The organism is Carnobacterium alterfunditum DSM 5972 (genome assembly GCF_000744115.1).
Classification (GTDB): domain Bacteria; phylum Bacillota; class Bacilli; order Lactobacillales; family Carnobacteriaceae; genus Carnobacterium_B; species Carnobacterium_B alterfunditum.
This window is the reverse complement of record NZ_JQLG01000004.1, coordinates 1,311,374-1,334,046: the sequence shown is the minus strand read 5'-3', so window position 1 is coordinate 1,334,046 and position 22,673 is coordinate 1,311,374. Positions and strand designations below refer to the sequence as shown.

Annotated in this window: 19 protein-coding genes and 1 riboswitch; of the genes, 8 read left to right on the top strand and 11 right to left on the bottom strand. The window is 36.6% G+C overall.

Features of this window, described 5'->3' with window-relative positions:
- Positions 1 to 357: 357 nt before the first annotated feature.
- The 7 genes from BR50_RS06755 to BR50_RS06725 all read right to left on the bottom strand — a co-directional run bounded on the left by BR50_RS06755 (position 358) and on the right by BR50_RS06725 (position 7,831).
- Positions 358 to 627: a type B 50S ribosomal protein L31 gene (locus BR50_RS06755; RefSeq protein ID WP_034547342.1), complete on the bottom strand. Its 270-nt coding sequence runs from the start codon at positions 625 to 627 to the stop codon at positions 358 to 360.
- Between the two features lie 137 nt (positions 628 to 764).
- Positions 765 to 2,060, bottom strand: a complete 1,296-nt coding sequence (gene rho / locus BR50_RS06750; protein WP_034547341.1) for a transcription termination factor Rho — start codon at positions 2,058 to 2,060, stop codon at positions 765 to 767.
- Between the two features lie 12 nt (positions 2,061 to 2,072).
- The gene (gene murA / locus BR50_RS06745) at positions 2,073 to 3,344 is read right to left on the bottom strand and encodes a UDP-N-acetylglucosamine 1-carboxyvinyltransferase (RefSeq protein WP_034547340.1); all 1,272 of its coding nucleotides are present in this window, start codon (positions 3,342 to 3,344) and stop codon (positions 2,073 to 2,075) included.
- A gap of 495 nt (positions 3,345 to 3,839) precedes the next feature.
- On the bottom strand, positions 3,840 to 4,697 hold the full coding sequence (gene fba, locus BR50_RS06740; RefSeq protein WP_034547339.1) for a class II fructose-1,6-bisphosphate aldolase: 858 nt from the start codon (positions 4,695 to 4,697) through the stop codon (positions 3,840 to 3,842).
- A gap of 130 nt (positions 4,698 to 4,827) precedes the next feature.
- The gene (pyrG, locus tag BR50_RS06735; RefSeq protein WP_034547338.1) at positions 4,828 to 6,426 is read right to left on the bottom strand and encodes a CTP synthase; all 1,599 of its coding nucleotides are present in this window, start codon (positions 6,424 to 6,426) and stop codon (positions 4,828 to 4,830) included.
- Positions 6,427 to 6,695: 269 nt separating this feature from the next.
- Complete coding sequence (gene rpoE / locus BR50_RS06730) at positions 6,696 to 7,316, bottom strand: DNA-directed RNA polymerase subunit delta (RefSeq protein WP_034547336.1); 621 nt, start codon at positions 7,314 to 7,316, stop codon at positions 6,696 to 6,698.
- Positions 7,317 to 7,360: 44 nt separating this feature from the next.
- The gene (locus BR50_RS06725; RefSeq protein ID WP_245792757.1) at positions 7,361 to 7,831 is read right to left on the bottom strand and encodes a YwiB family protein; all 471 of its coding nucleotides are present in this window, start codon (positions 7,829 to 7,831) and stop codon (positions 7,361 to 7,363) included.
- 166 nt (positions 7,832 to 7,997) lie between these two features.
- Here BR50_RS06725 and BR50_RS06720 point away from each other — a divergent pair, with 166 nt between their 5' ends.
- Genes BR50_RS06720 through yidA form a run of 3 tightly spaced genes read left to right on the top strand, consistent with a single transcriptional unit; the run spans position 7,998 to position 11,094 of the window.
- Positions 7,998 to 8,867: a lipoate--protein ligase family protein gene (locus BR50_RS06720; RefSeq protein WP_178377441.1), complete on the top strand. Its 870-nt coding sequence runs from the start codon at positions 7,998 to 8,000 to the stop codon at positions 8,865 to 8,867.
- Positions 8,864 to 10,258 (top strand): HD domain-containing protein, encoded by a 1,395-nt coding sequence (locus BR50_RS06715; protein ID WP_034547334.1) that lies wholly within the window; start codon positions 8,864 to 8,866, stop codon positions 10,256 to 10,258. Before BR50_RS06720 ends, BR50_RS06715 begins: the two co-directional genes overlap by 4 nt.
- Positions 10,255 to 11,094: a sugar-phosphatase gene (yidA, locus tag BR50_RS06710; protein WP_034547332.1), complete on the top strand. Its 840-nt coding sequence runs from the start codon at positions 10,255 to 10,257 to the stop codon at positions 11,092 to 11,094. The genes BR50_RS06715 and yidA overlap by 4 nt, the downstream gene beginning before the upstream one ends.
- A 55-nt stretch (positions 11,095 to 11,149) precedes the next feature.
- Here yidA and BR50_RS06705 read toward each other — a convergent pair whose 3' ends face one another.
- Positions 11,150 to 11,329: a 2-hydroxymuconate tautomerase gene (locus tag BR50_RS06705; RefSeq protein WP_034547330.1), complete on the bottom strand. Its 180-nt coding sequence runs from the start codon at positions 11,327 to 11,329 to the stop codon at positions 11,150 to 11,152.
- 165 nt (positions 11,330 to 11,494) lie between these two features.
- On the opposite strand from BR50_RS06705, the gene BR50_RS06700 reads away from it, so the two are divergent.
- Positions 11,495 to 11,935 (top strand): organic hydroperoxide resistance protein, encoded by a 441-nt coding sequence (locus tag BR50_RS06700; protein WP_034547328.1) that lies wholly within the window; start codon positions 11,495 to 11,497, stop codon positions 11,933 to 11,935.
- Between the two features lie 546 nt (positions 11,936 to 12,481).
- Here the strand turns inward: BR50_RS06700 and BR50_RS06695 are convergent.
- Together BR50_RS06695 and BR50_RS06690 are read right to left on the bottom strand one after the other, a co-directional pair.
- Positions 12,482 to 12,937, bottom strand: coding sequence for an NUDIX domain-containing protein (locus tag BR50_RS06695; protein WP_034547326.1), 456 nt, complete (start codon positions 12,935 to 12,937; stop codon positions 12,482 to 12,484).
- A 135-nt stretch (positions 12,938 to 13,072) separates the two neighbouring features.
- Complete coding sequence (locus BR50_RS06690) at positions 13,073 to 13,588, bottom strand: folate family ECF transporter S component (RefSeq protein ID WP_034547323.1); 516 nt, start codon at positions 13,586 to 13,588, stop codon at positions 13,073 to 13,075.
- Positions 13,589 to 13,629: 41 nt separating this feature from the next.
- Positions 13,630 to 13,732: riboswitch (THF riboswitch) on the bottom strand.
- A gap of 426 nt (positions 13,733 to 14,158) precedes the next feature.
- Between BR50_RS06690 and BR50_RS06685 the strand changes: the two genes are divergently transcribed.
- The gene (locus BR50_RS06685; RefSeq protein ID WP_425429666.1) at positions 14,159 to 16,717 is read left to right on the top strand and encodes a vitamin B12-dependent ribonucleotide reductase; all 2,559 of its coding nucleotides are present in this window, start codon (positions 14,159 to 14,161) and stop codon (positions 16,715 to 16,717) included.
- 60 nt (positions 16,718 to 16,777) lie between these two features.
- Here the strand turns inward: BR50_RS06685 and mgsA are convergent, their stop codons facing one another.
- On the bottom strand, positions 16,778 to 17,206 hold the full coding sequence (mgsA, locus tag BR50_RS06680; RefSeq protein WP_034547321.1) for a methylglyoxal synthase: 429 nt from the start codon (positions 17,204 to 17,206) through the stop codon (positions 16,778 to 16,780).
- 321 nt (positions 17,207 to 17,527) lie between these two features.
- Here mgsA and BR50_RS06675 point away from each other — a divergent pair, with 321 nt between their 5' ends.
- The 3 genes from BR50_RS06675 (at position 17,528) to BR50_RS06665 (ending at position 22,459) form a co-directional block, all read left to right on the top strand.
- Entirely contained in the window at positions 17,528 to 20,170 is a 2,643-nt protein-coding gene (locus BR50_RS06675) for a cation-translocating P-type ATPase (RefSeq protein ID WP_034547318.1), read from the top strand.
- Between the two features lie 204 nt (positions 20,171 to 20,374).
- Positions 20,375 to 21,196, top strand: coding sequence for a glutamate 5-kinase (gene proB, locus BR50_RS06670; RefSeq protein WP_143298383.1), 822 nt, complete (start codon positions 20,375 to 20,377; stop codon positions 21,194 to 21,196).
- Between the two features lie 18 nt (positions 21,197 to 21,214).
- Entirely contained in the window at positions 21,215 to 22,459 is a 1,245-nt protein-coding gene (locus BR50_RS06665; RefSeq protein ID WP_034547317.1) for a glutamate-5-semialdehyde dehydrogenase, read from the top strand.
- The last annotated feature ends 214 nt before the right edge of the window (positions 22,460 to 22,673 follow it).

The window sequence follows — 22,673 nt, the reverse complement described above, 5'->3', positions numbered from 1 at the left end:
CTAAGCTGTAACTTGATATAGCAACCATTAAAGCGGTTACACAATTTGAATTATAGCAGACTTTATTTGTTTTGACCACACGTTTTCTGTGAATTATTTTTGTGGACATATTTTCTTTGGGCAACAATCGTTAAGGACTATATTAGAAAAGTATATAAATACATTTTTAGAGCTCTATAGTGAATATAACCTGCTTGAATCTATCATACTGTCTTGGGAAAAGAGGACTACTCTGATTTGTCACACTAAATGGTCATTCAATTTGAACATTGAACGCACGATAAACATTCAAATAAGCAAAAAAAAGAGACCAAGACAATTAAATTGTCTGATCTCTTTTTTAAAAGCAAATGTTTATTATGCTTCTTCTTGTTTGTTTGCGTCTGCGATACCATATTTTTTGTTGAAACGGTCCACACGTCCGTCTGCTTGAGTAAATTTTTGACGTCCTGTATAGAATGGGTGTGAATCAGATGAAATTTCGACACGGATCATTGGGTAAGTAGAACCGTCTTCCCATTCAACTGTTTCGCTTGAATTTTTAGTAGATCCTGAAATAAATTTAAATCCTGTAGTAGTATCCATGAACACAACTTGTCTGTAATCTGGGTGAATTGTTTTTTTCATAAGTAATCTCTCCTTGTGCCCTGATGCATTTGCTGGATCAGAGTTGATTTTTGTCTTTAGACAACATTAAAACAATAACATTTTTCCCTATATAAAGCAATCTTTTTTATCAAAAATCCGACTATGAAAAATTATATTTAACGATGCGAACCTCTAGTATTTCTTGTCTGGACAATAGTTTTATCTGTGAAATCTTCAAAAAATGATTCATTATCTTTTGACTTGCGTAAGGCCTTGATAAATTGATCAGTTAAATCCAAGGCATCTCCCGTCATTGCATGGCGTAATTTCCATATCATTTCTAAACGGTCATTTTCCAATAAAAGTTCTTCTTTTCGTGTACTTGATTTTTTGATGTCGATAGCTGGGAAAACACGACGTTCAGCAAGTTCTCTTGATAGATGTAATTCAGAATTCCCTGTTCCTTTAAATTCTTCATAAATCATATCATCCATGCGACTTCCAGTATCTACCAAAGCCGTAGCTAAAATCGTTAAGCTGCCGCCTTCTTCAATATTTCTCGCTGCTCCGAAAAAACGTTTAGGTCGATATAATGCTGCTGGATCTAACCCGCCGCTTAATGTTCTGCCACTTGGAGGAAGAACCAGATTATAGGCACGTGCCAAACGTGTAATACTATCCATTAAGATAATAACGTCACGTCTATCCTCTACCAAACGCATGGCTCTTTCTAGAACCAATTCGGTTACACGTACATGGTTTTGTGGTTGTTGATCAAATGTTGAAGAAACTACTTCTCCCTTGACACTTCTTTCAATATCTGTCACTTCTTCTGGACGTTCATCGATCAGTAAAATAATCAATTCAGCCTCAGGATAGTTTTCAGCGATCCCATTTGCGATTTCTTTTAATAAAATTGTTTTCCCTGCCTTTGGAGGTGCCACGATCAACCCGCGTTGACCGAAACCTACAGGAGCTATAATATCGATCATTCGATTTGAAATTTTGGTTTGTTCTGTTTCAAGAGTAATTTGTTTTTCTGGATAGAGAGGTGTTAACGCAGGAAAATGAGGACGTTCCTTTGCATCTTCTGGATCTTTTCCATTTACAAAGTTTACATGCATTAGACCATAATAACGCTCTGATGGTTTTGGCGGTCTTGCCTTACCGGAGACTTTATCGCCATTTCTCAAGCCAAAACGCTTGATCTGAGAAGAAGAAATATAAATATCCTCTTTACTTGGTGTGTAATTGATTGGCCGTAAAAAACCAAAATCCTGTTGTGCCATAACATCTAGCACTCCTTCAACAATGAAAAAGCCCTGTTTTTCTTCTTGAGCTCGGATAACAGCCAACGCTAACTCTTTTTTATTCATTTGGCTGTAGTAAGGAATTTTTAGTTCTTTAGCATAATTATAAATTTCTTTTAATGTTTTTAATTCTAATTCAGTCAATGTCAATAACTCACTCATTTTAGTTAACTCCTATTTGTTGTCGTCTTCAATCATTTCAACATCTGCACCTAAAGCGGTGAGCTTTTCTACGATATGATCATAACCACGTAAAATGTTCTCTACTCCTGTAATGGTCGTGGTACCTTCTGCCATTAAACCAGCTGTCACAAGACACGCTCCTGCTCTTAGATCGCTTGCTTCTACTTCTACACCATGTAATTGTTTTATTGGTCCTTCGATTAAAATCATATCGCTTTCAACACGGGCATTTGCACCCATTCGTACCAATTCTGGTATATGTTTGACGCGCTTAGGGTAGATAGTATCCGTAATTAACGAGGTCCCCGTCGCTTTCAATAACAAAGGCGTTAAAGGTTGTTGTAAATCAGTTGCAAATCCAGGATAAGGAAGTGTTTTTATATTTATAGCCTTCAAATGAGTAGCTTCTTTTACTCGGATACTGTCTTCACCAATTTCCATTGGTACACCCATTTCTTCCAATTTAGCTAACAATCCTTCTAAGTGCTCTACAATAACATTGTTTATCAGAACATCTGATCCAGCTGCTGCTGCCATAGATAAGTAAGTACCAGCTTCAATTCGGTCTGGTATAATGGTATGTCGGCAGCCATGAAGCTCATCGACTCCATCTATCCGAATAATATCTGTTCCTGCACCTCTTACTTTTGCCCCCATATTGTTTAATAGCGTTGCAATATCAATAATTTCAGGCTCACGTGCGGCATTTTCAATAATCGTTTTACCTTTTGCTTTTACTGCAGCTAACATAACGTTGATCGTAGCCCCAATCGAAACCACATCTAAATACATTCTTGTTCCGACTAAACCTTTTTCATCGGTTCTTAGGTACATGGCACCCATTTCATTATCTACAGTAGCTCCTAAAGCACGAAACCCTTTTAAATGTTGATCTATCGGACGAGGTCCTAAAAAGCATCCTCCTGGCAGTCCTACAACACCTTTTCCGAATTTAGTCAATAAAGCACCCATGAAATAATAAGATGCTCGTAAACTTTTTATTTTTCCATTTGGCATTGGGATAGAAACCATATGTGTTGGATCGATAGTTAGTGTTGAACCGTCAAAAGTAGTCTCTACTTTCATTATATTTAGGATATCGATCAATGAATGAACATCTTGAATATCTGGTACACCTTCTAAAACAACAGGTGAATCTGCTAGGATTGCAGCTGGTATCAAAGCAACTGTACTATTTTTAGCCCCATTGATGGTCACTTCTCCAGATAATTTTTTCCCACCATTAATGACTAATTTTTTCATGTTATACCTCCGTTTTATCTTTTAAAGAGTTGAGTTGAGTTTTTATTTGAGAGCTATTAAACCATTTTTAATTAACGTCTAGATGTCCTAAATTAAAGGAGTGATTTTTATCAAACTTAGCTAGCTTTATTTCGATAAAGCTTCCCATGATCCTTACTCTTTTCCTTTATCTAAAGACGCTAATCCAATTTTACTATAACTCAAAACAACTTACAATTACTATATTTTTTGGTTCTGTCATTTTTAGTGGGGATAGATCAATCAAATTACTCAGTCAAAATTCCTGAACGAATAGGAACGCTTACAGCCTTGCAAAGAATTCAATGTGAATTGTAAAATGTTAATGCTTCAGCAATCACATTTTATTTTGGGTTTGAAGATTTGTCCATTCGAGAAGAAATTTCATTTTATTACACAAAAATCATTTATCAAACAACCTATTTTTTAACCAAACAAAAAAACCTTACCTAAAAGGTAAGGTTTTTTGTTATTTAATTAAGCTTTGTTAGAAGATCCAAATCTTTGCATAGTTGTTTTAACTGTTGCAACGATTGCATCTTTACCAGGTGCAATAACTTTACGTGGGTCATAAACTTTATCGTCAGTGTTTAATTTTTCACGTATAGCTTTTGTCCAAACTTGTTGTAATTCAGTATTCACATTGATTTTAGAATGTCCATTTTCAATTGCTTTTTTAATTTGGAATTCTGGGATTCCAGATCCGCCATGTAATACTAAAGGAGCTTTAGTTAATTCAGAGATTTCTTTCATTTCACCGAAACCTAGAACTGGTTCTCCTTCATAGTCACCATGTACTGATCCTAAAGCAGCAGCTAAAGCATCGATCTTAGCTTCAGTTACCATACGTAGACATTCTTGTGGGTCTGCGTAGTTTACTCCGCCAGTAACGCCATCTTCAGTACCACCAACAGTTCCAACTTCTGCTTCTACTGATACGTCTTTTGAATGAGCATATTCTACAACTTTTTTAGTTGCTTCGATATTTTTATCAATTGCGAATGCAGAGTTATCGATCATTACAGAAGAATAACCAGCATCAATTGCAGCTTTACAATTTTCGAAAGAAGAACCATGGTCTAAGTGTAATGCAACTGGTACTGTGATGTTCATTGTTTCCATCAAAGATTCAACCATTGCTGCTACAACTTTAGGGCCACCCATGTATTTACCTGCTCCTTCAGAAACACCTAAAATAACTGGTGATTTTTCTGCTTCAGCAGCTGCTAATACAGCTTGTGTCCATTCAAGGTTGTTGATATTGAATTGACCTACTGCATATTTACCTTCTAACGCTTTGTTTAACATATCTGTCATACTAACTAAACGACTCATATATTTTTTCCTCCTTAAGGAAATCTTTTTATTTACTAAGGTACTCTTAGTCAACGATGCTATTATAACAAAAAAACATTAGAATATCTAGATTATTATAAACTTATCTAGTTTCATACCCTTTTTGGTACTAGTTATTTAATGCTGCTTTTACAAATCCTAAGAATAATTTTTGCGGGCGATTCGGACGAGAGATGAATTCTGGATGGAATTGACAAGCTATATAAAATGGATGGTCAGATAACTCCACAATCTCAACTAGACGATTATCGGGTGAAACTCCTGAAAAGACTAAGCCTTTTTCTTCCATCATATTCCGGTATTCATTGTTAAACTCATAACGGTGGCGGTGGCGTTCTTGAACAACTTCAGCATTATCGTATACGTTAGCTGCTACAGAACCAGGTTTTAGTTTGCATGGGTATAGCCCTAGACGCAACGTACCTCCCATATTGACCACATCTTTTTGATTCAACATCAAATCGATAATGTTATATGGCGTATCTGGATCTGTTTCTGCTGAGTGAGCGCCTTCTAAACCTACAACATTACGTGCATATTCTACACATGCTAGTTGCATTCCTAAGCAAATACCTAAGAAAGGAACCTTATTTTCACGTGCATATTGAATAGCTAAAATTTTACCTTCTAAGCCGCGATCGCCAAATCCGCCTGGAACTAAAATCCCATCCGCATTTTTCAATTTACTTTCAATATTATCCGGTGTCACTTCTTCAGCATTGATCCAATCTACTTCAATTTCAGAGTCTACCGCATATCCTGCATGATTTAATGATTCGATAACGGATAAATACGCATCTGGTAATTCAACATATTTTCCGACTAATGCAATTTTTGTTTTCTTAGATAAATGCAGTACTTTTTGTTCTAACGCGATCCACTCTGACATGTCAGCAGGTGGGGCATCAATTTTAAGATGGTCACAAACGATTTGATCCATATTTTGTTTCTGCAAATTTAAAGGAATAGAATATAACGTGTCTACATCACGTGACTCAATAATAGCCTCAGGATAGACATCACAAAATGAAGCTAGTTTATCTTTCAAACTTTGCGGAACAGGTTTTTCTGTACGGATGACTAACAGATTAGGCTGGATCCCTAATCCACGTAATTCTTTCACACTATGTTGTGTTGGTTTGGTTTTCATTTCACCAGCTGCCCCAAGATAAGGAATCAACGTTGTATGGATGTACATAACATTATCTGCACCAACATCACTTTTCATTTGACGTAAGGCTTCTAGGAAAGGTAATGACTCAATATCTCCTACTGTCCCACCAACTTCTGTTATGACGATATCAGAATCGGTTGTTTGTCCTGCACGCATAATTTTTTCTTTGATTTCATTGGTAATATGCGGAATAACTTGTACTGTTGCCCCCAAGTACTCTCCCTTGCGTTCTTTGCGTATGACTTCAGAATAGATTTTCCCCGTTGTTACATTCGAATATTGATTTAAATTGATATCAATAAACCGTTCGTAATGACCTAAGTCTAAGTCGGTTTCAGCTCCATCATCTGTTACAAAAACTTCTCCATGTTGATAAGGACTCATTGTACCTGGGTCAACATTGATGTAAGGATCAAATTTTTGGATCGTTACTTTTAATCCGCGGTTTTTTAATAACCGTCCTAGAGATGCCGCTGCAATTCCTTTGCCTATTGAAGATACTACTCCACCTGTTACAAAAATATATTTTGTCATTTTTTCCGACTCCTTCTATATTTATTAATGTAAAAAGAAAAAAACCACTAATCACTTTCATTTTTTTGGGTAGTAACAAAAAAACAAAACCCCCTATCCATTAGTAGAATAGGGAGCTTTTTGATTACTTATAGTTCCTGTCCCTTTAATCTTTCAAGGGAGCCCAATGTAGATATTACACATTCCTACATAAAACGTCAAGTTATTCTTCTGGACAGCGTTTTTATCGAAAAACTACTATCAGAAAATAAATTCATTGAACTTTTTTGTTAATACTCTTCTTCGTCAGAATCTTCTTCATCTTCGTCTTCAATGATTGTAAGTTCCCCTTCAACACCGTCAGGTAATTCATCTTCTTCATCATCAGTACCTAGTTCAGACAAATCTTTCTTGTATTCTCCAAGATCTTCTTTATCTTCATCGTCAACCATTACACCGTGTTCATCAACAGAAACGCGTCCACCGTAAGTAGTAGCATTATCATCTTCTTCCTCTTCAGGAGAATCATCGTCCTCAGGGTCATCATCATTGTAATCAATATCATCTTCACCTGTAACAAATGCACTAGCTTTTTTGCGTTTTTTACGACGTGGAGCTTCATCTTCATTTCCTTGAGTAACTTCTTCGTCAATAAAATCAATTGGATACCATGAACGCAATCCCCAACGATTTTCTCCTAAGGAAATAAAACTACCGTCAATATTTAAATCTGTATAAAATTGAGAAGTTTTACTTGTAATTTCTTTTGAATTTATATTTAGAAAATCCTGTACTTCTTTTAATAAAGCTGAGAAATCAAGTATTTCTCCTTTTTGATCTAAGATGGCATGTGCTACTTCAATCATTGACAATTCATCTTTGTTTTGATCCTCAAATTGTGCTAATTTCACGAAAGCCACGTCCTTTCAACAGTCTATTCTTTATCATACAATATTTAAATAGTAAAAAGCAATTGTAATTTGTAATCTCCTAATTTTTCTTTTCCTAAAAATAAGTCATATTCAATATATACTCTCCCAGAAAAAGGTTCATCTGTATAACTGATTTGCATATTTTTTGTCATTGTTTCAATTTTCACTTCACCTTGTGGCGTATGATAGAGCGTTTCAAACCGTTCACCTTTATCAAATCTCATTCGCGTAGTCGTTTCACCTTTACGCGTAAGGGTAACGATTCCAGAAGGATCGATTTTAACCGTTACAGGAATGACTCCTGATTCATAGGTTTCTTGGAAACGAATATAATAAGACGAATTCATTTGAACAACTTTACCAGCTTCGTCAAATACATGTTTTTCAGTTTCATTGCCTTGAGAAATGATCGTCTCTAAATGTATCTGAGCTGCTCTTCCTTTTGATAGATCCAATTGTTTCACCTCATAATTTTCAATTCCTATATTCACCATAGGTTTAGTGATTCCAACTATCTATTTTCACTTTATTGCATAACCATCTTATCATAAATAAAGGAAATATTATGCTTTTTATAACGGTTAAGGAAGAACCATGCAATAAAATTTGTTATAATAGGATAAGAATGCTATTTCTAATCAAATAAAGGAAGTTAAACCAATGATAATTACTGATAATAAAAAAATCTCAACGGATTATTCTTATGAACTTTATGAAGCTGAAACAATGCCTTTTGCTAACAAAGCTATTTCTCATTTTGCTTTGACAGATAGTTTATTGCGTTATGCTGGAAAGTATCAAAAAAATATTTTGCATTTTTGGCCAACTTCAAATCTAGTCATTTTAGGCATGATGGATACCAAACTACCTTACTTCAAAGATGCTTTAGAAGTTATTGACCGTTACGCTCATCCTTATATTGTACGCAATTCAGGAGGGTTAGCTGTAGTTGGAGATGAGGGTGTGCTAAACTTTTCCCTTATACTACCTGAGGATCCTAAACAAAAAATGACTATAAATACTGGATATGAGCATATGCTGCAGCTAATCAATAATTCTCTCAAAGCCTATGGAAAAAAAAGCTTAGCTTATGAAATCAAAGACTCTTATTGCCCAGGAGAGTATGATTTAAGTATCGATGGAAAAAAATTTGCCGGAATCTCGCAAAGGCGTTTAAAAAATGGCGTAGCAATCATGATATACATCAGTGTAAATGGCAATCAGTTTAAAAGAGCTGAAATGATACGCGAATTTTATCAAGCTGGATTAAAGGGCGAAACGGTAAAATGGCAATTTCCATCAGTTGATCCTACCGTAATGGCTACATTGGAGGATTTGCTTGGTATTTCTTTAACCGTAGACGGAATGAAAAACCTGATTCTACGTACCCTTCTTAAAAATAACTGCACAATCATACCTGGTGAGTATTCTTCAGAGATAATAACCGACTATAATGAAGGTTTCGAAAAAATGATACGCCGTAACCAGCAAATGCTTGGCACTTCAATTGATAAGGAGCTGATCAAATGAGCAGCCTTTATGATGGTAATTTACTACTGCCAATAGAACACGTTTTTCGTGATCCAGTCCATGATTATATTCATATCCAACATCAGATTATTTTAGATTTAATCAATTCAAGTGAATTTCAAAGATTACGAAGAATCAAACAATTAGGTACCTCTTCCTTAACTTTTCATGGCGCAGAACACACACGATTCACACATTCATTGGGTGTATACGAAATTACTCGTCGAATCTGTGATACATTTGAGAGGAATTATGCCACTCAAACACCAGGCGATGGCGGCTGGGATGATAACGAACGGCTAGTTGCTTTATGCGCTGCACTTTTACATGATATTGGACATGGACCGTATTCTCACACATTTGAGCATATCTTTAAAACAGATCATGAAGAGATCACTGTGTCCATCATCACTTCTCCAGAAACTGAAGTTTACCAAATTTTATCTAAAGTGAGTGAAGATTTTCCAGAAAAAGTTGCCAGTATTATCCAAAAAACTTACCCTAATCCGCAAGTGGTCCAACTTATTTCTAGTCAAATCGACGCAGACCGGATGGACTACTTATTGCGCGATGCCTATCATACAGGTGTCAACTATGGTACATTTGATTTAACCCGTATCCTCAGAGTTATTCGTCCGTATAAGGATGGTATCTACTTCCAAATGTCCGGCATGCATGCCGTTGAAGATTACATCGTCAGTCGCTACCAGATGTACATGCAAGTCTACTTTCATCCGGTCTCTAGAGGAATGGAAGTCATTTTGGATCATTTGTTGAAACGGGCCAAAAAAATGTATGTTGATCCAGCGATCCAATTTAAAGACCAACTAAACTTACTCGGTCCTTTTTTTGAAAAAAAATTTACGCTTAAAGATTATCTGAAATTAGATGATGGCGTTTTAGCAACTTATTTTACCTTATGGAAAGAAGAAAAAGATCCAATTCTAAGCGATTTAGCTACGCGTTTTCTCGATCGGCACCCTTTTAAGTCAGTTAAGTTTTCCAGTAAAACGGATATGGATCTGATTGAAGACCTAAAAGCGATCATTCGTGAAGCAGGATATGACACAGATTACTATACAGCTATCAATAACAGCTATGACCTTCCTTATGACTTCTACCGTCCGAACCAGAATACCAATCGCACACAAATAGAATTGGTTCGTCAAGATGGTACACTTGTTGAACTTTCTAAAGCAAGTGAAATTGTTTCTTCAATAGCAGGAAAGGTGCGTGGCGATGAACGGTTTTATGTTCCAAAAGAATTCTTAAAGCCGGATGCATCCAATGAAATCACCTTATTTGAGCACTTGTACGATGAATTTAACCGTTATATCAAGAATGGGGCTATTATTGACCCAAATAAATTAGTGGAGGACTCACCTAAATGACAATAGAATTGATCGCTATCGATTTAGATGGCACGTTGTTAACACCCGAAAGAAAAATAAGCGCTAAAGTTAAAGAAACGATTGAAATGGCTAAAACGAAAGGCATAAAAATTGTCCTTTGTACCGGCCGCCCGTTGCCAGGCGTATTCCCAATCCTAGAAGCCTTAAATCTAGAAGAGGAAGGCGATTATGTGATTACTTATAATGGCGCATTAGTCCAACAATCACATAACGGAAAAGCTATTGCTCACCATACTTTGAGCTATGACAATTTCCTGGAAATTGAGGCCATGAGTCGTCAAGTTGGGAGTCATTGTCATACTATTGACGAAACCCATATTTATACCGCTAATAAAGATATTAGTCCGTATAGCGTAAGAGAATCATCCTTAGTCAATATGCCTATTCGATACCGTACAGTAGAAGAAATGGATCCAACCCTTGAAATCAGCAAAATGATGATGATAGATGAGCCAGATATTTTAGATGCTGCTATTGCTAAATTACCAAAAAGTTTTTATGTTGAGTATACTATTTTAAAGAGCGAACCCTTTTACCTTGAAGTACTGAATAAATCCGCTAGCAAAGGGCAAGCATTAAAAGATTTAGCACGTATTTTAGACATACCTAAAGAAAATATTATGGCGATTGGCGATAATGAAAATGATATAGATATGATCCAATACGCTGGAATGGGTGTTGCCATGGGTAATGCTGTTGCCAGTGTAAAAGAAGTGAGCGATTATATTACCGATACAAATGAGTACGACGGCGTTGCTACCGCAATTGAAGCCATTGCTTTCGAAAACATTTCTGTCGATAACTTCTCTGACTAAATAAAAAGAAAAAATAAGCTATGAGTAGATACTCATAGCTTATTTTTCTTTTTGCTTAACCTAGTAATTTCCCACCAACAGCGTAATTGCTTTTTTTCATATCTTCTATAATGACATGAACGCGATCTTCGGTTGCTCCGGTATTCTTTACTACTGCTTGCGTAATGTCTTTAACTAGACCTGCTTTTTGCTCTGCAGTCCGTCCTTCAACTAATTCAACATGTACCAATGGCATAAAAAAACTCTCCTCTCCATATACTCTTCTCTTAATTCTAGCGATACCCTTTTTACTTTTCAACTAATTTTTTCTTTTTATTTACTTCGAACAGATAATTAGTTTTTTTGACTCACTATTAGTATACTTGTATTGCACGGTAATTTAGAGAGGAGCATTTCAAATATGACAAATTCAAAAGTATTATATCAAACTACAGCAATCAACACTGGTGGGCGAAATGGAGAAAGTCATTTGCCAGATAAGTCATTTTCTGTTCGAGTTTCTACTCCAAAAGCTATGGGCGGTCCTGGTCAAGGAAGTAACCCAGAGCAATTATTTGCACTAGGCTATAGTGCTTGTTTCAATTCAGCTGTAGAGCACATGATGAAAGAAGATAAAATTTCTGGAAAAAGCCAAATTACGGCTACTGTTGCATTGCATTCAGATCCGACTGACGGTGGCTCTAAGCTTGCAGTGAAATTGGATGTTGGAATTGAAGGTCAAGATACTGCAACTACCCAAGAATTAGCAAACCGAGCTCATGCTTATTGCCCTTACTCCAAAGCAACTAGTGGCAATATCGATGTAACAGTGACCGCTGTTGCTTATGAAGCAGATAAATAAAAACTATCATTCAGAAGAAGCTGGGACATAATTAGCTGAGAATAAGCAAAATGGTCTGTTCATCAGGAAACTGATGAACGGACCATTTTGCTGTTCTATATATATTATATATTAATTGTTTGAAAAATAGGTTGGTGTCTTAAAAGAGATTTCTTCTGGAATAACGGATTTGCTTGTGGAGAGCCATGGAAGCGCCTGAGGCCTAAAAGAAAGTTATCATGGTTGTTGCATGGTTGTTGCTGCTTTAGCAGCTTACAAACATGATACACTTGGGCATTATTTGCCCAAAGTGCTTCATTTTAGGCTACAAGCAACTCTTTTTTTGCTAGAAATTTCTAGTGAGCAATCAAACTGATTTATTGATACCAAAAATTATAGACCCTATTTATCTGAATCATAAAATATTCGATCTATTTTTTTCTATGATTTTTATATCTTCTACCGGCGAGGTTCCTTTCAGAAGCAGCTTTGGAATAAATAGTTGGATAGGTAATGAGATTTGGATCATGCCCCAGTTTCTTCTTTGTTTTTTTATGATTTTATAGATTAATTCGTCTTCAAAAAAGAGTTTTCATATTGTTTTACCGCCCACTTATGGCTGCCTCTTTTTAGTTTAGTTAATGCTTCAGAGATAGATACCCATTCTAATTGATTGAAATCTTCTAATGGTTCGCAAACCGATTCCCATGACTTACAAATATAAAAATAAGCAGGATTATGATAGTGTTGCTTGCGGTGTTTAGAATAATAATATTCTTCTGCTTCACCGATAAATTGTCCTACCTCTATCTCGAAACCTAATTCTTCCATAGATTCTCGTTTTGCCGTTTCTTCATGCGTTTCATTTTCTTCTATTTCTCCACCAGGCAGCAAATAAGAGCCGTTTGGAGGCGAAACGAGTAGAATTTTTTTTCTTTCTGAATCAGAAATAACTAGATGCACACCAACACGTATCCGATAAACTTGATCATCTCTTTTTAAACCGAACGTTTTCATTACCATCTCGCACCTTCTCTTTTTTAATCATATCCTCATCTTTTCGAATCTTTTTCCTTATTATATTATACATACAAAAAAAAGACAGCTCAAATTTAAGCTGTCTTAGATTGGATGTTATGCTATTTATTTAATCAATATTTACTCAATTCCTATTGCTTTTCGCAACGTTTTGTTCTGAACAACAAAATACAGCATTGCCATATTGATTGGCGCTAAAATTATATTTTGTATCAGCCGGGTTGGGAAAATAACGACTATCGCTTTATCTAAAAGCATCGTTAGCCACAAAGTATTTAACCCTAAGTTTACAAAAATGGTGACCAAAAGAATCGCTAAGATGATTCTTTTTAATGATTTAGGTTTCTTATAAAGAACCAGGCCATAAATCATTCCACCGATAAAGGCAGATAAAGTAAATCCTGGGAAAAATACTCCCCCACCAAATAATATAGTCCCTACTATATCTGTTATTGCTGAAGCCATTCCAGCTATCCAAGGACCATACAGCATAGCGATAATGGCTATTGGTAAAAAGCCAAAACCAACCCGTACAATAGGCGTTTCAATTGAAATGAATTGGGTCAAAACGATTTCTAACGCCATCAGTAATCCAATTTTCGAAATGCTTCTTGCATCGTATTTATTTTTATTCATTTTGAAGATCCCCTTTGAAGAGCTCCACACATAAAGATTTATGCAGCGAATGCAGAAACAAAACCGCAAATTGTGTAAACAATTTTTCGTTCGCGGGCAACATCCCATCCCAGCGACACTTAACGCTTTATTTCCTACTCTGATATATTACCTATTATATATATATTAGGCTAACTCACTATAGCACATTCTACCTATTTCTGATAGTAGCTAGGCAATCTTTAATATAGTTAGCAAATCAATAGTGTAAAGCGTCTGCTTATTACAGGAGTACCCATAATAATTTTGATATCGATGAACGTGGATTAGCCATAGCTACCGAACTACATGTCAGATATGCACTAGATTTCTTAAATGAATAATAATAATTAAAAAAATAAATAGTTTTCTGAAAAGGATTGGGGCGAGTTGTTTTTGCCTCTTTTTTTATTTTTTATTTTAAAATGGCGATTTTAAATCGTGCAAAAACACAATATGTGGTGTAAAATAAATTATTGGTAACTATATATAGCAAAAATTAAAATCACAGTTTATGCTATCTGTTGATTTACATATCTAATTTATTAAGGAGTGGTATCCATCATTGCAAATATATCTAAAAAAAAAGAAGCTAACATTAAGAAACTAAATGAAGCTATTCAAGCTTTCCCTCAAGTCCATCCGATAACTAGCGATATGAGTTTAACCTATAAAGGGGTTTCTCGGTTAGTCATGTTAGATCGTTATTCCTTTAAAGACCTTTCAAAATCAACTCTTGCTATTGGAGATTTGGTTGTTTTAACAGTTAAACTTGACCCACAATACCCTACTAGAGGAACTGGATTTGTTACAGAGATCAACCATTCTCAACATACAGCTTCAATTTTAATCGATGAGGAGTTTCGAGGATCTATTGAAGATGAGCATGAGAAAAAAACGGGGATCATTACTTGCAGTCTAGATTTGATTGAAAAACCACTCGAAATTTTTTATGAGCAAATTGCTAAACGAAATGCGACTGGATTAGCCGCTGTAGAGTCAAATCCTGAAAAAAGGAAAGCTGCTTACACTGTCTTTTACGAAGAATTAAAGAACTTGAATTTTATCCCTGCAGGACGTGTTTTATATGGTGCAGGTTCAAAAACTGATGTCACTTATTTCAATTGCTATGTTATGCCTTTTGTTCCAGATTCTCGCGAAGGCATTTCGGATCACCGGAAACAAGTTATGGAAATCATGAGTCGAGGTGGCGGTGTTGGAACGAATGGTTCTACCCTTCGCCCTCGTCATACGCTAGCTCGTGGCGTGAATGGAAAATCATCAGGCGCTGTCTCTTGGCTAGATGATATCGCTAAATTAACCCACCTAGTTGAACAAGGCGGCAGTCGCCGTGGAGCTCAAATGATCATGTTAGCAGATTGGCATCCAGATATTATTGAATTTATTATTTCAAAAATGCAAAATCCGCGTATTTTACGGTATCTAATTGAAAATACAGCGGATGCTCAGATAAAGAAGTTAGCCACTGAAAAGTTGAAATTCACTCCTCTTACAGAACGCGAAACTGCTATGTATCAGAATATTTCAAATTATAAAAATGTACCAGGTTATGGTGGATTTGATGCACTAACGATGAAAGAAGTAGCTGCTAAATTAAAAACTGGCGGTACCTATAGTGTCCATGATCCGGAATTTTTATCTGGCGCAAACATTTCGATTTGTTTAACGAATGATTTCATGGAAGCTGTTGAAAAAGATTCCGATTATGCGCTTCGCTTCCCCGCAGTAGAGACCTACAGTCCAGAAGATATGAAGGAATATAATGCTCATTGGCCAGAAGTTGGAGATGTTCGTGAATGGGAAGCTATGGGTCATGCAGTCCATACTCACCGTACAATAAAGGCTCGTGAATTATGGAAAATCATTACTATTTGTGCCACTTACTCTGCTGAACCAGGTATTTTCTTTATTGATAATGCGAATGAGATGACAAATGCTTCTGCCTATGGACAAAAAGTTGTTGCCACCAATCCTTGTGGCGAACAGCCACTCGCTCCATATTCTGTGTGTAACCTAGCAGCTGTTAATTTAGCTGAGATGGCTAATAAAGAATCCGGAACAGTTGATTTTGATAAATTAAAACAAACTGTTCAAGTCGGAGTACGTATGCAGGATAACGTGATTGATGCTACTCCTTACTTCTTAGCAGAGAACGAAAAACAAGCTTTAGGAGAACGCCGCGTTGGTTTAGGCATTATGGGACTCGCTGACTTACTGATTTACTGTGGCGAAGAATACGGCTCTCAAAAAGGCAATCAATTAGTCGATAAAATATTTAAAACGATCGCTATTGCTGCCTATGAGGCTTCGATTGAATTAGCAAAAGAACGGGGCAGTTTCCCATTCCTGATTGGGAAAGATGATGCAGAGACGATTCAACTAAGAGAAAAGTTCATTCAATCCGGTTTCATGAAGAAAATGCCAAAACACATTCATGAAGGTATCTTGAAATACGGGATACGTAATTCTCATTTATTAACTGTTGCTCCAACAGGTTCAACAGGTACTATGGTCGGTGTTTCAACAGGACTTGAACCTTACTACTCGTTCAGTTATTTCAGAAGCGGACGATTAGGTAAATTTATCGAAGTAAAAGCTGACATCGTTCAAGAATACCTAGAGCAACATCCAGAAGCAAATCCTGAACGATTGCCCAAACAATTCGTATCAGCAATGAGCTTAAAACCTGAGGCTCATGTTGATGTACAATGCACGATCCAACGTTGGATCGATAGCTCTATTTCTAAAACAGTCAATGCTCCTAAAGGTTATTCTGTCGAACAAGTTCAAAAAATTTATGAGCGTCTTTATAAAGGTGGAGCAAAAGGCGGAACCGTTTATGTAGACGGAAGCCGTGACTCGCAAGTACTGACGTTAAAAGCTGAAGAAACCATTTGGGACGAAGATTTAACTGAAGAAAACCTTTCTTCAGAACAAAAATCGATTCAAGTCGCTACTGTTAGTGAAGCGCAAAATTATGGGAATGAAATTGGTGATACTTGCCCTGTCTGTCGTCAAGGAACTGTAGAAGATCTGGGCGGCTGCAATACATGCACCAATTGTAACGCTCAATTAAAATGCGGCTTGTAATAAAAAAAATGTAATAAAAAAGGAACATCAGACAATTTAAATTGTCCGATGTTCCTTTTTTCATTCGAATGCTTCTAGTTCTTTTAATTGAGAGTCGCGTTGTGTTTTACGCCATTCAATAAATCCACTTCCTAGACCTCTCAGTAAAACTTCACTCGTTCCAAGGTTAGTTGCTAAAGGTATTTCATAAACATCACATAATCTTAGCAATGCCGAAATATCAGGTTCATGCGGTTGGGGTGTTAAAGGATCTCTCAAAAAGATAACTAAATCTATTTTATTATCAGATACATAAGCTCCGATTTGTTGATCTCCTCCAAGCGGACCTGATTTAAAGCGATGAACATTTAAACCAGTTGCATCAATTATTCGTTGCCCTGTTGTTCCTGTAGCAAATATTTGATGCTCTTTAATGATTTCTTGATATGCTGTAGTCAATCTTACCATTTCATCTTTCTTCTTATCATGTGCAATAAAAGCAATATTCATATCCGTTGCATCCCCTTTCAAAAGCTATTTAGTTAATAATAACATGTACTAGAAAAAAAGATACGTCTAGCTTACTGTGAACTCTACCTATTTTCAGAATTCCTCTCACCTATAAAAAAATTTACGTTACTCTAAATGTATTAAATCTTTAAGGAAACCGAGTGTTAAAATGGATTTTTTCATTTTACTTAATGCTCATTTATCTTTATATACTAAGCGTATTTGCTTGAAAACAGTGCTGCTTTTTGCTATAATTAATCATCACAAACAAGTGGTCGCTTGCTTTTTAAAATCGAATTTGATTCCTTTAGGAGGAAAGTTATGAATTTTAAAACAAAAAAAACGGATTTTATCATAGACGAGTTTAACAGTCATCCAAAAAAAGGCTTGACCTCTAAAGAAGTTGAGCAGTATAAAGAACAATTTGGACTTAATCAATTCGAAGAAGCAGAGTCTGTTTCTTTATTTTCAAAAGTTATTGACCAGTTAAAAGACGTTACTGTTATCATCTTGATTTTTGCCGGAGTAATTTCAACCTACATTGCCATTACGGAACACCCCGATGATTTTTCAGAACCTATTGTGATTTTTTCCATCATTTTAATTAACGTCATCATCGCTATTCGTCAAGAAGGTAAAGCAGAAAAAGCTCTAGCTTCGCTGCAGAGTTTATCTGCCCCAAAAGCACGGGTGGTACGCAATGGACAAGAAGAAGTTATCGACGCAATTGAGCTAGTGCCGGGAGATATTTTATTGTTAGAATCCGGCAATAAAATTCCAGCAGATGCTCGCTTGCTTTCAAGCAGCAATCTGCAAGTAGAAGAATCGGCTTTGACCGGAGAAAGTATCCCAGTTGAAAAGAACGAAAATGCTGAAGTAGAAGAAAACAGTCCTGTCGGAGATATATTCAACACTGTTTTTTCTGGAACCTTGGTTACTAAAGGTCGGGCAAAAGCTATTGTCGTTGCTACGGGCATGGATACCGAAATGGGTTCTGTTGCTGACTTATTAAACCGCACTAAAGAAGGAAAAACACCCTTACAATCTAGAATGGATCGCTTAGGAAAACAAATAAGTATTTTAGCTCTAATTGCTGGAATCATTATTTTCACTTTAAGCTTCATGCAAGGTGAAGCTTTAATCACAAGTCTAATGACAGCTGTATCTCTCGCGGTTGCTGCAGTTCCTGAAACCTTGCCCGTTATTGTCACCATCACACTAGCTTACGGCGTCCAAAACATGGTCGAACGTAATGCCATTATACGAACGATACCTTCTGTTGAAACACTTGGCAGTGCTTCTGTTATTGCTTCCGATAAGACCGGTACATTAACTCAAAATCAAATGACGATCCAAAAAATCTGGGCTTTTCCGCATGAGCCGATCGAAATCAACAATACGTTTAATGAGGATGAAAATTGGGTCCTTAAAATGATGAGCCTCGCTTCAAATGCTGCTATTGAGGACCGCGATGGTGAGGAGGTCAATAGTGGAGATCCGACTGAAACGGCGATCATCCGTTTATTGCAGAGAAAGGGGTTTTCAAAGAACGAATTAGACAAGGCTTACCCACGTATCCACGAGATCCCTTTTGATTCTAGTCGAAAGATGATGACGACTATTCATGAACTAGATGAAGGCTACATTTCAATTACTAAAGGTGCTTTTGACCATTTACCGGTTGATTTTTCTTCTGCTGCGGATGAAGTGGGTCAAAAAGCTAAATCGACTCACGATTCATTTGCTCACGATGCTCTTCGCGTTATCGCTGTTGGATATAAAAAATACGCTCAACTTCCTGAAAATCTGTCTACTGAAGAATTAGAAAGCGGCATTACATTCGCTGGGATCGTTGGCATGATCGATCCTCCAAGGGAAGAAAGCCTCCAAGCTGTTAAAGAAGCCAAATCAGCTGGTATCAAAACGATTATGATTACTGGCGACCATGCTGCTACTGCTTCTGCTATTGCTGAAAAAATCGGGATTCTTGAGAAAGGCGATAAAACGATCACGGGTGTTGAAATGAGCGAAATTTCAGATGAAAAATTAACCGAAACCATCCGTGATTACTCTGTTTACGCACGTGTTTCGCCGGAAGATAAGATTCGAATCGTTAAAGCTTGGCAATCCCATGGTGAAGTCGTAGCTATGACCGGTGATGGTGTAAATGATGCCCCAGCTTTAAAAGCAGCTGATGTTGGTACGGCTATGGGGATCACGGGTACTGAAGTAGCTAAAAATGCTGCTGATATGGTTCTAACAGATGATAAATTTGATACGATCGTTCACGCTGTAGAAGAAGGCAGACGCGTTTATGAAAATATTAAAAAAACCGTTTATTTCTTATTATCTTGTAACATTTCAGAAATTTTCATCATGTTGATTGCTGTCATTTTAGGGTGGGGATTGCCCCTTATAGCCATCCAATTGCTATTTATAAATGTTGTAGCAGATGGGATCCCTGGATTTGCATTAAGCAGGGAAAAAGCTGATCCGACCATTATGAAAAATCGTCCAACTGCTAAAGGTGAAAGTATTTTTGCAAATGGCGGCTATCTTAATATTACTATCGCCTCTTTGGCATTTATTATTACAACATTGATAGGATTTTATATTGGAGCATTTGTTGGCGTTGATTCTGCTATCACAGCAAGTCACGAAGTTGGTCAAACAACGGCTTTCATAATTCTTGGTTGGTCTTCTGTGCTGCATATTTTCAATGCACGAAGTAAAGAGTCGATTTTCAAGGTCGGGATCACGTCCAACCTTAATCTATTCTTGTCGGCACTGCTCTCCATTGTATTGCTTACCTTGGTAGCCACTGTACCATTCTTAGCTGATATTTTTAACTTGGTTGATTTAAGTACTGTTCACTGGTTAATAGCTATTGGATTGGCAATTTCTATCCTTATAGTAGTTGAGCTTCAAAAACTCATTATGCGTAAAATGAATAAAGCCTTTTAAACAATTAATTAAGCAACTATATAGCTAAAAGGGTCCGGCATAAATGTCCAGGACCTTTTTAGCTATACGAGTCTATTACAGATCAGAAAAATTAGTTTTTCACCTCAGAAACTGTTAAACTGAAAGGAACCGAATGCCTAATTATTTCAATGGACTTGTCCATTGGATCAAATTACATTTTTAGAATTATCAAGAATAGAATGGATGAAAAAAATGACAACAACTTCTCGACAATTATTATCTTCTTGTAAACGAATCATTGTAAAAATTGGAACCAGTACAATCATGTACGCCAATGGCAGCATCAATTTACAACGTTTAGAAAAATTAACTTTTGTTTTATCTGATTTAAAGAACCAAGGAAAAGAAGTTATTTTAGTTTCTTCTGGAGCTGTAGGGGTCGGCATTTCTCGCTTGCAACTAACTGAACGACCAAAAACCATTCCTGAACAGCAAGCTGTAGCTTCAGTAGGGCAAACTGAATTAATGAATCTTTACAGTAAATTCTTTTTTGGCTATGGCCAGATCATCGGTCAAGTCTTGATGACCCGTGATATAGTTGAATTCCCCGCTAGTCGACTAAATGCAATCAACACCTTTGAACAGTTGCTTGTAAAAGGCATCATTCCTATCGTAAATGAAAATGATACTGTTGCCGTTGACGAACTCGATCATCTGACTAAATTCGGTGATAATGATCGTTTATCCGCTATCGTTGCAGAAATTACCGATGCTGATTTATTGATCATGCTATCAGATATCGATGGTTTTTATAATAAAAATCCAAATGATGAACCGGATGCCGTTCTTTTTAACGAAATCCATACTATCACAGATGATTTATATGCTCTTGCTGGCGGAAAAGGATCAAGTTATGGAACTGGCGGCATGTCTACCAAATTGGTCGCTGCTGATCATATTTTAAAAAAATCCAGCCAAATGGTATTGGCTAATGGTGAAGATCCTACAATTATTTTTGATATTATTGCAGGCAAAGAAATTGGAACATTATTTTCTGCTAACTAAATTAGAAAGGGTGTCTTTATGGAAACCTTGATTCAATTAGGTGAACAAGCAAAGAAAGCAGCTCGCTCACTTGCAAAAGCTACAACCTCTGAAAAAAATGAAGCCTTAAAATCAATGAGCCAAGCCTTGATCGATCATACAGAGACTATTCTCACCGCAAATAAATTGGATTTGACTGCCGCTAAAGAAAATGGGATATCAGAAAATATGATCGATCGTTTGATTTTAACGGAAGAGCGCATTCAAGCCATGGCCAATGGGATCCTTGAAATAGCTGATTTACCAGATCCAATAGGAAAAGTTGATGGCATGTGGAAAAATGAAGCTGGTCTAACGATTGGTAAACAACGCGTTCCATTAGGTGTTATCGGGATCATTTATGAATCTCGCCCAAATGTGACTACTGATGCTGGATCTTTGTGCTTTAAAGCTGGCAATGCGGTTATTCTACGCGGTGGTAAAGAAGCTATCCACTCAAACAAAGTATTAGTCCACGTCTTACAAGATGCGCTTAAAACAACTATGTTTCCTTCTACAGCGATTCAATTGGTTGAAGATACTACACGTGAAAGTTCAAAAGAGATGATGCGGTTAAATCGCTACCTAGATGTTTTGATTCCTCGCGGCGGTGCAAAGTTGATCCAAACAGTTATGGACACAGCTACGGTGCCTGTTATTGAAACAGGTACTGGAAACTGCCATGTATATATTGATAAAGATGCCCAATTGACAATGGCGTCTAATATCATTGTTAATGCTAAATGTTCTAGACCTTCCGTATGTAATGCTGCTGAAACGTTGTTGATCCATGAAGATGTAGCAGAGACTTTCTTGCCTGCTATCGAAAAAGCATTGGCACCTTGGAATGTCGAGTTAAGAGCAGATGAAAAAGCCCTCTCTTACTTGCAAAAAGCAGTTCCAGCTACGCAAGAAGATTGGGAAACAGAATTTCTAGATTTTATTTTAGCTGTTAAAGTAGTCTCTTCTTTAGACGAAGCAATCGAACATATTGATCGCTATAGTACTGGTCATTCTGAGGCGATCGTGACCGATGATTACGCTGCTGGTCTTAAATTTCATCGCGAGGTAGATTCTGCTGCTGTTTACATTAATGCCTCAACTCGTTTTACAGACGGTTTTGAATTTGGCTTTGGTGCAGAAATCGGGATAAGCACTCAAAAATTACATGCCCGCGGCCCAATGGGTCTAAGTGAATTAACTTCATCAAAATACATTATTTTTGGAGAAGGTCAAATCCGTTAAAAAATCTTTTTATGTACAGCATAAATGCAATCAAAAATAGTGTGAATAAAACCTATTCTTACAGTAAATTCCAATCTCACTTTTCTATGGAAAAGTGAGATTGGAATTTTATTTATAGCTTTCATTTATTAAAACCTGTATTTGCTCCATACTAATTTAGGTTGCCCATTTTTTGTGCTGCGCAATCTGCTTCATGTAACATTCGTACTACATT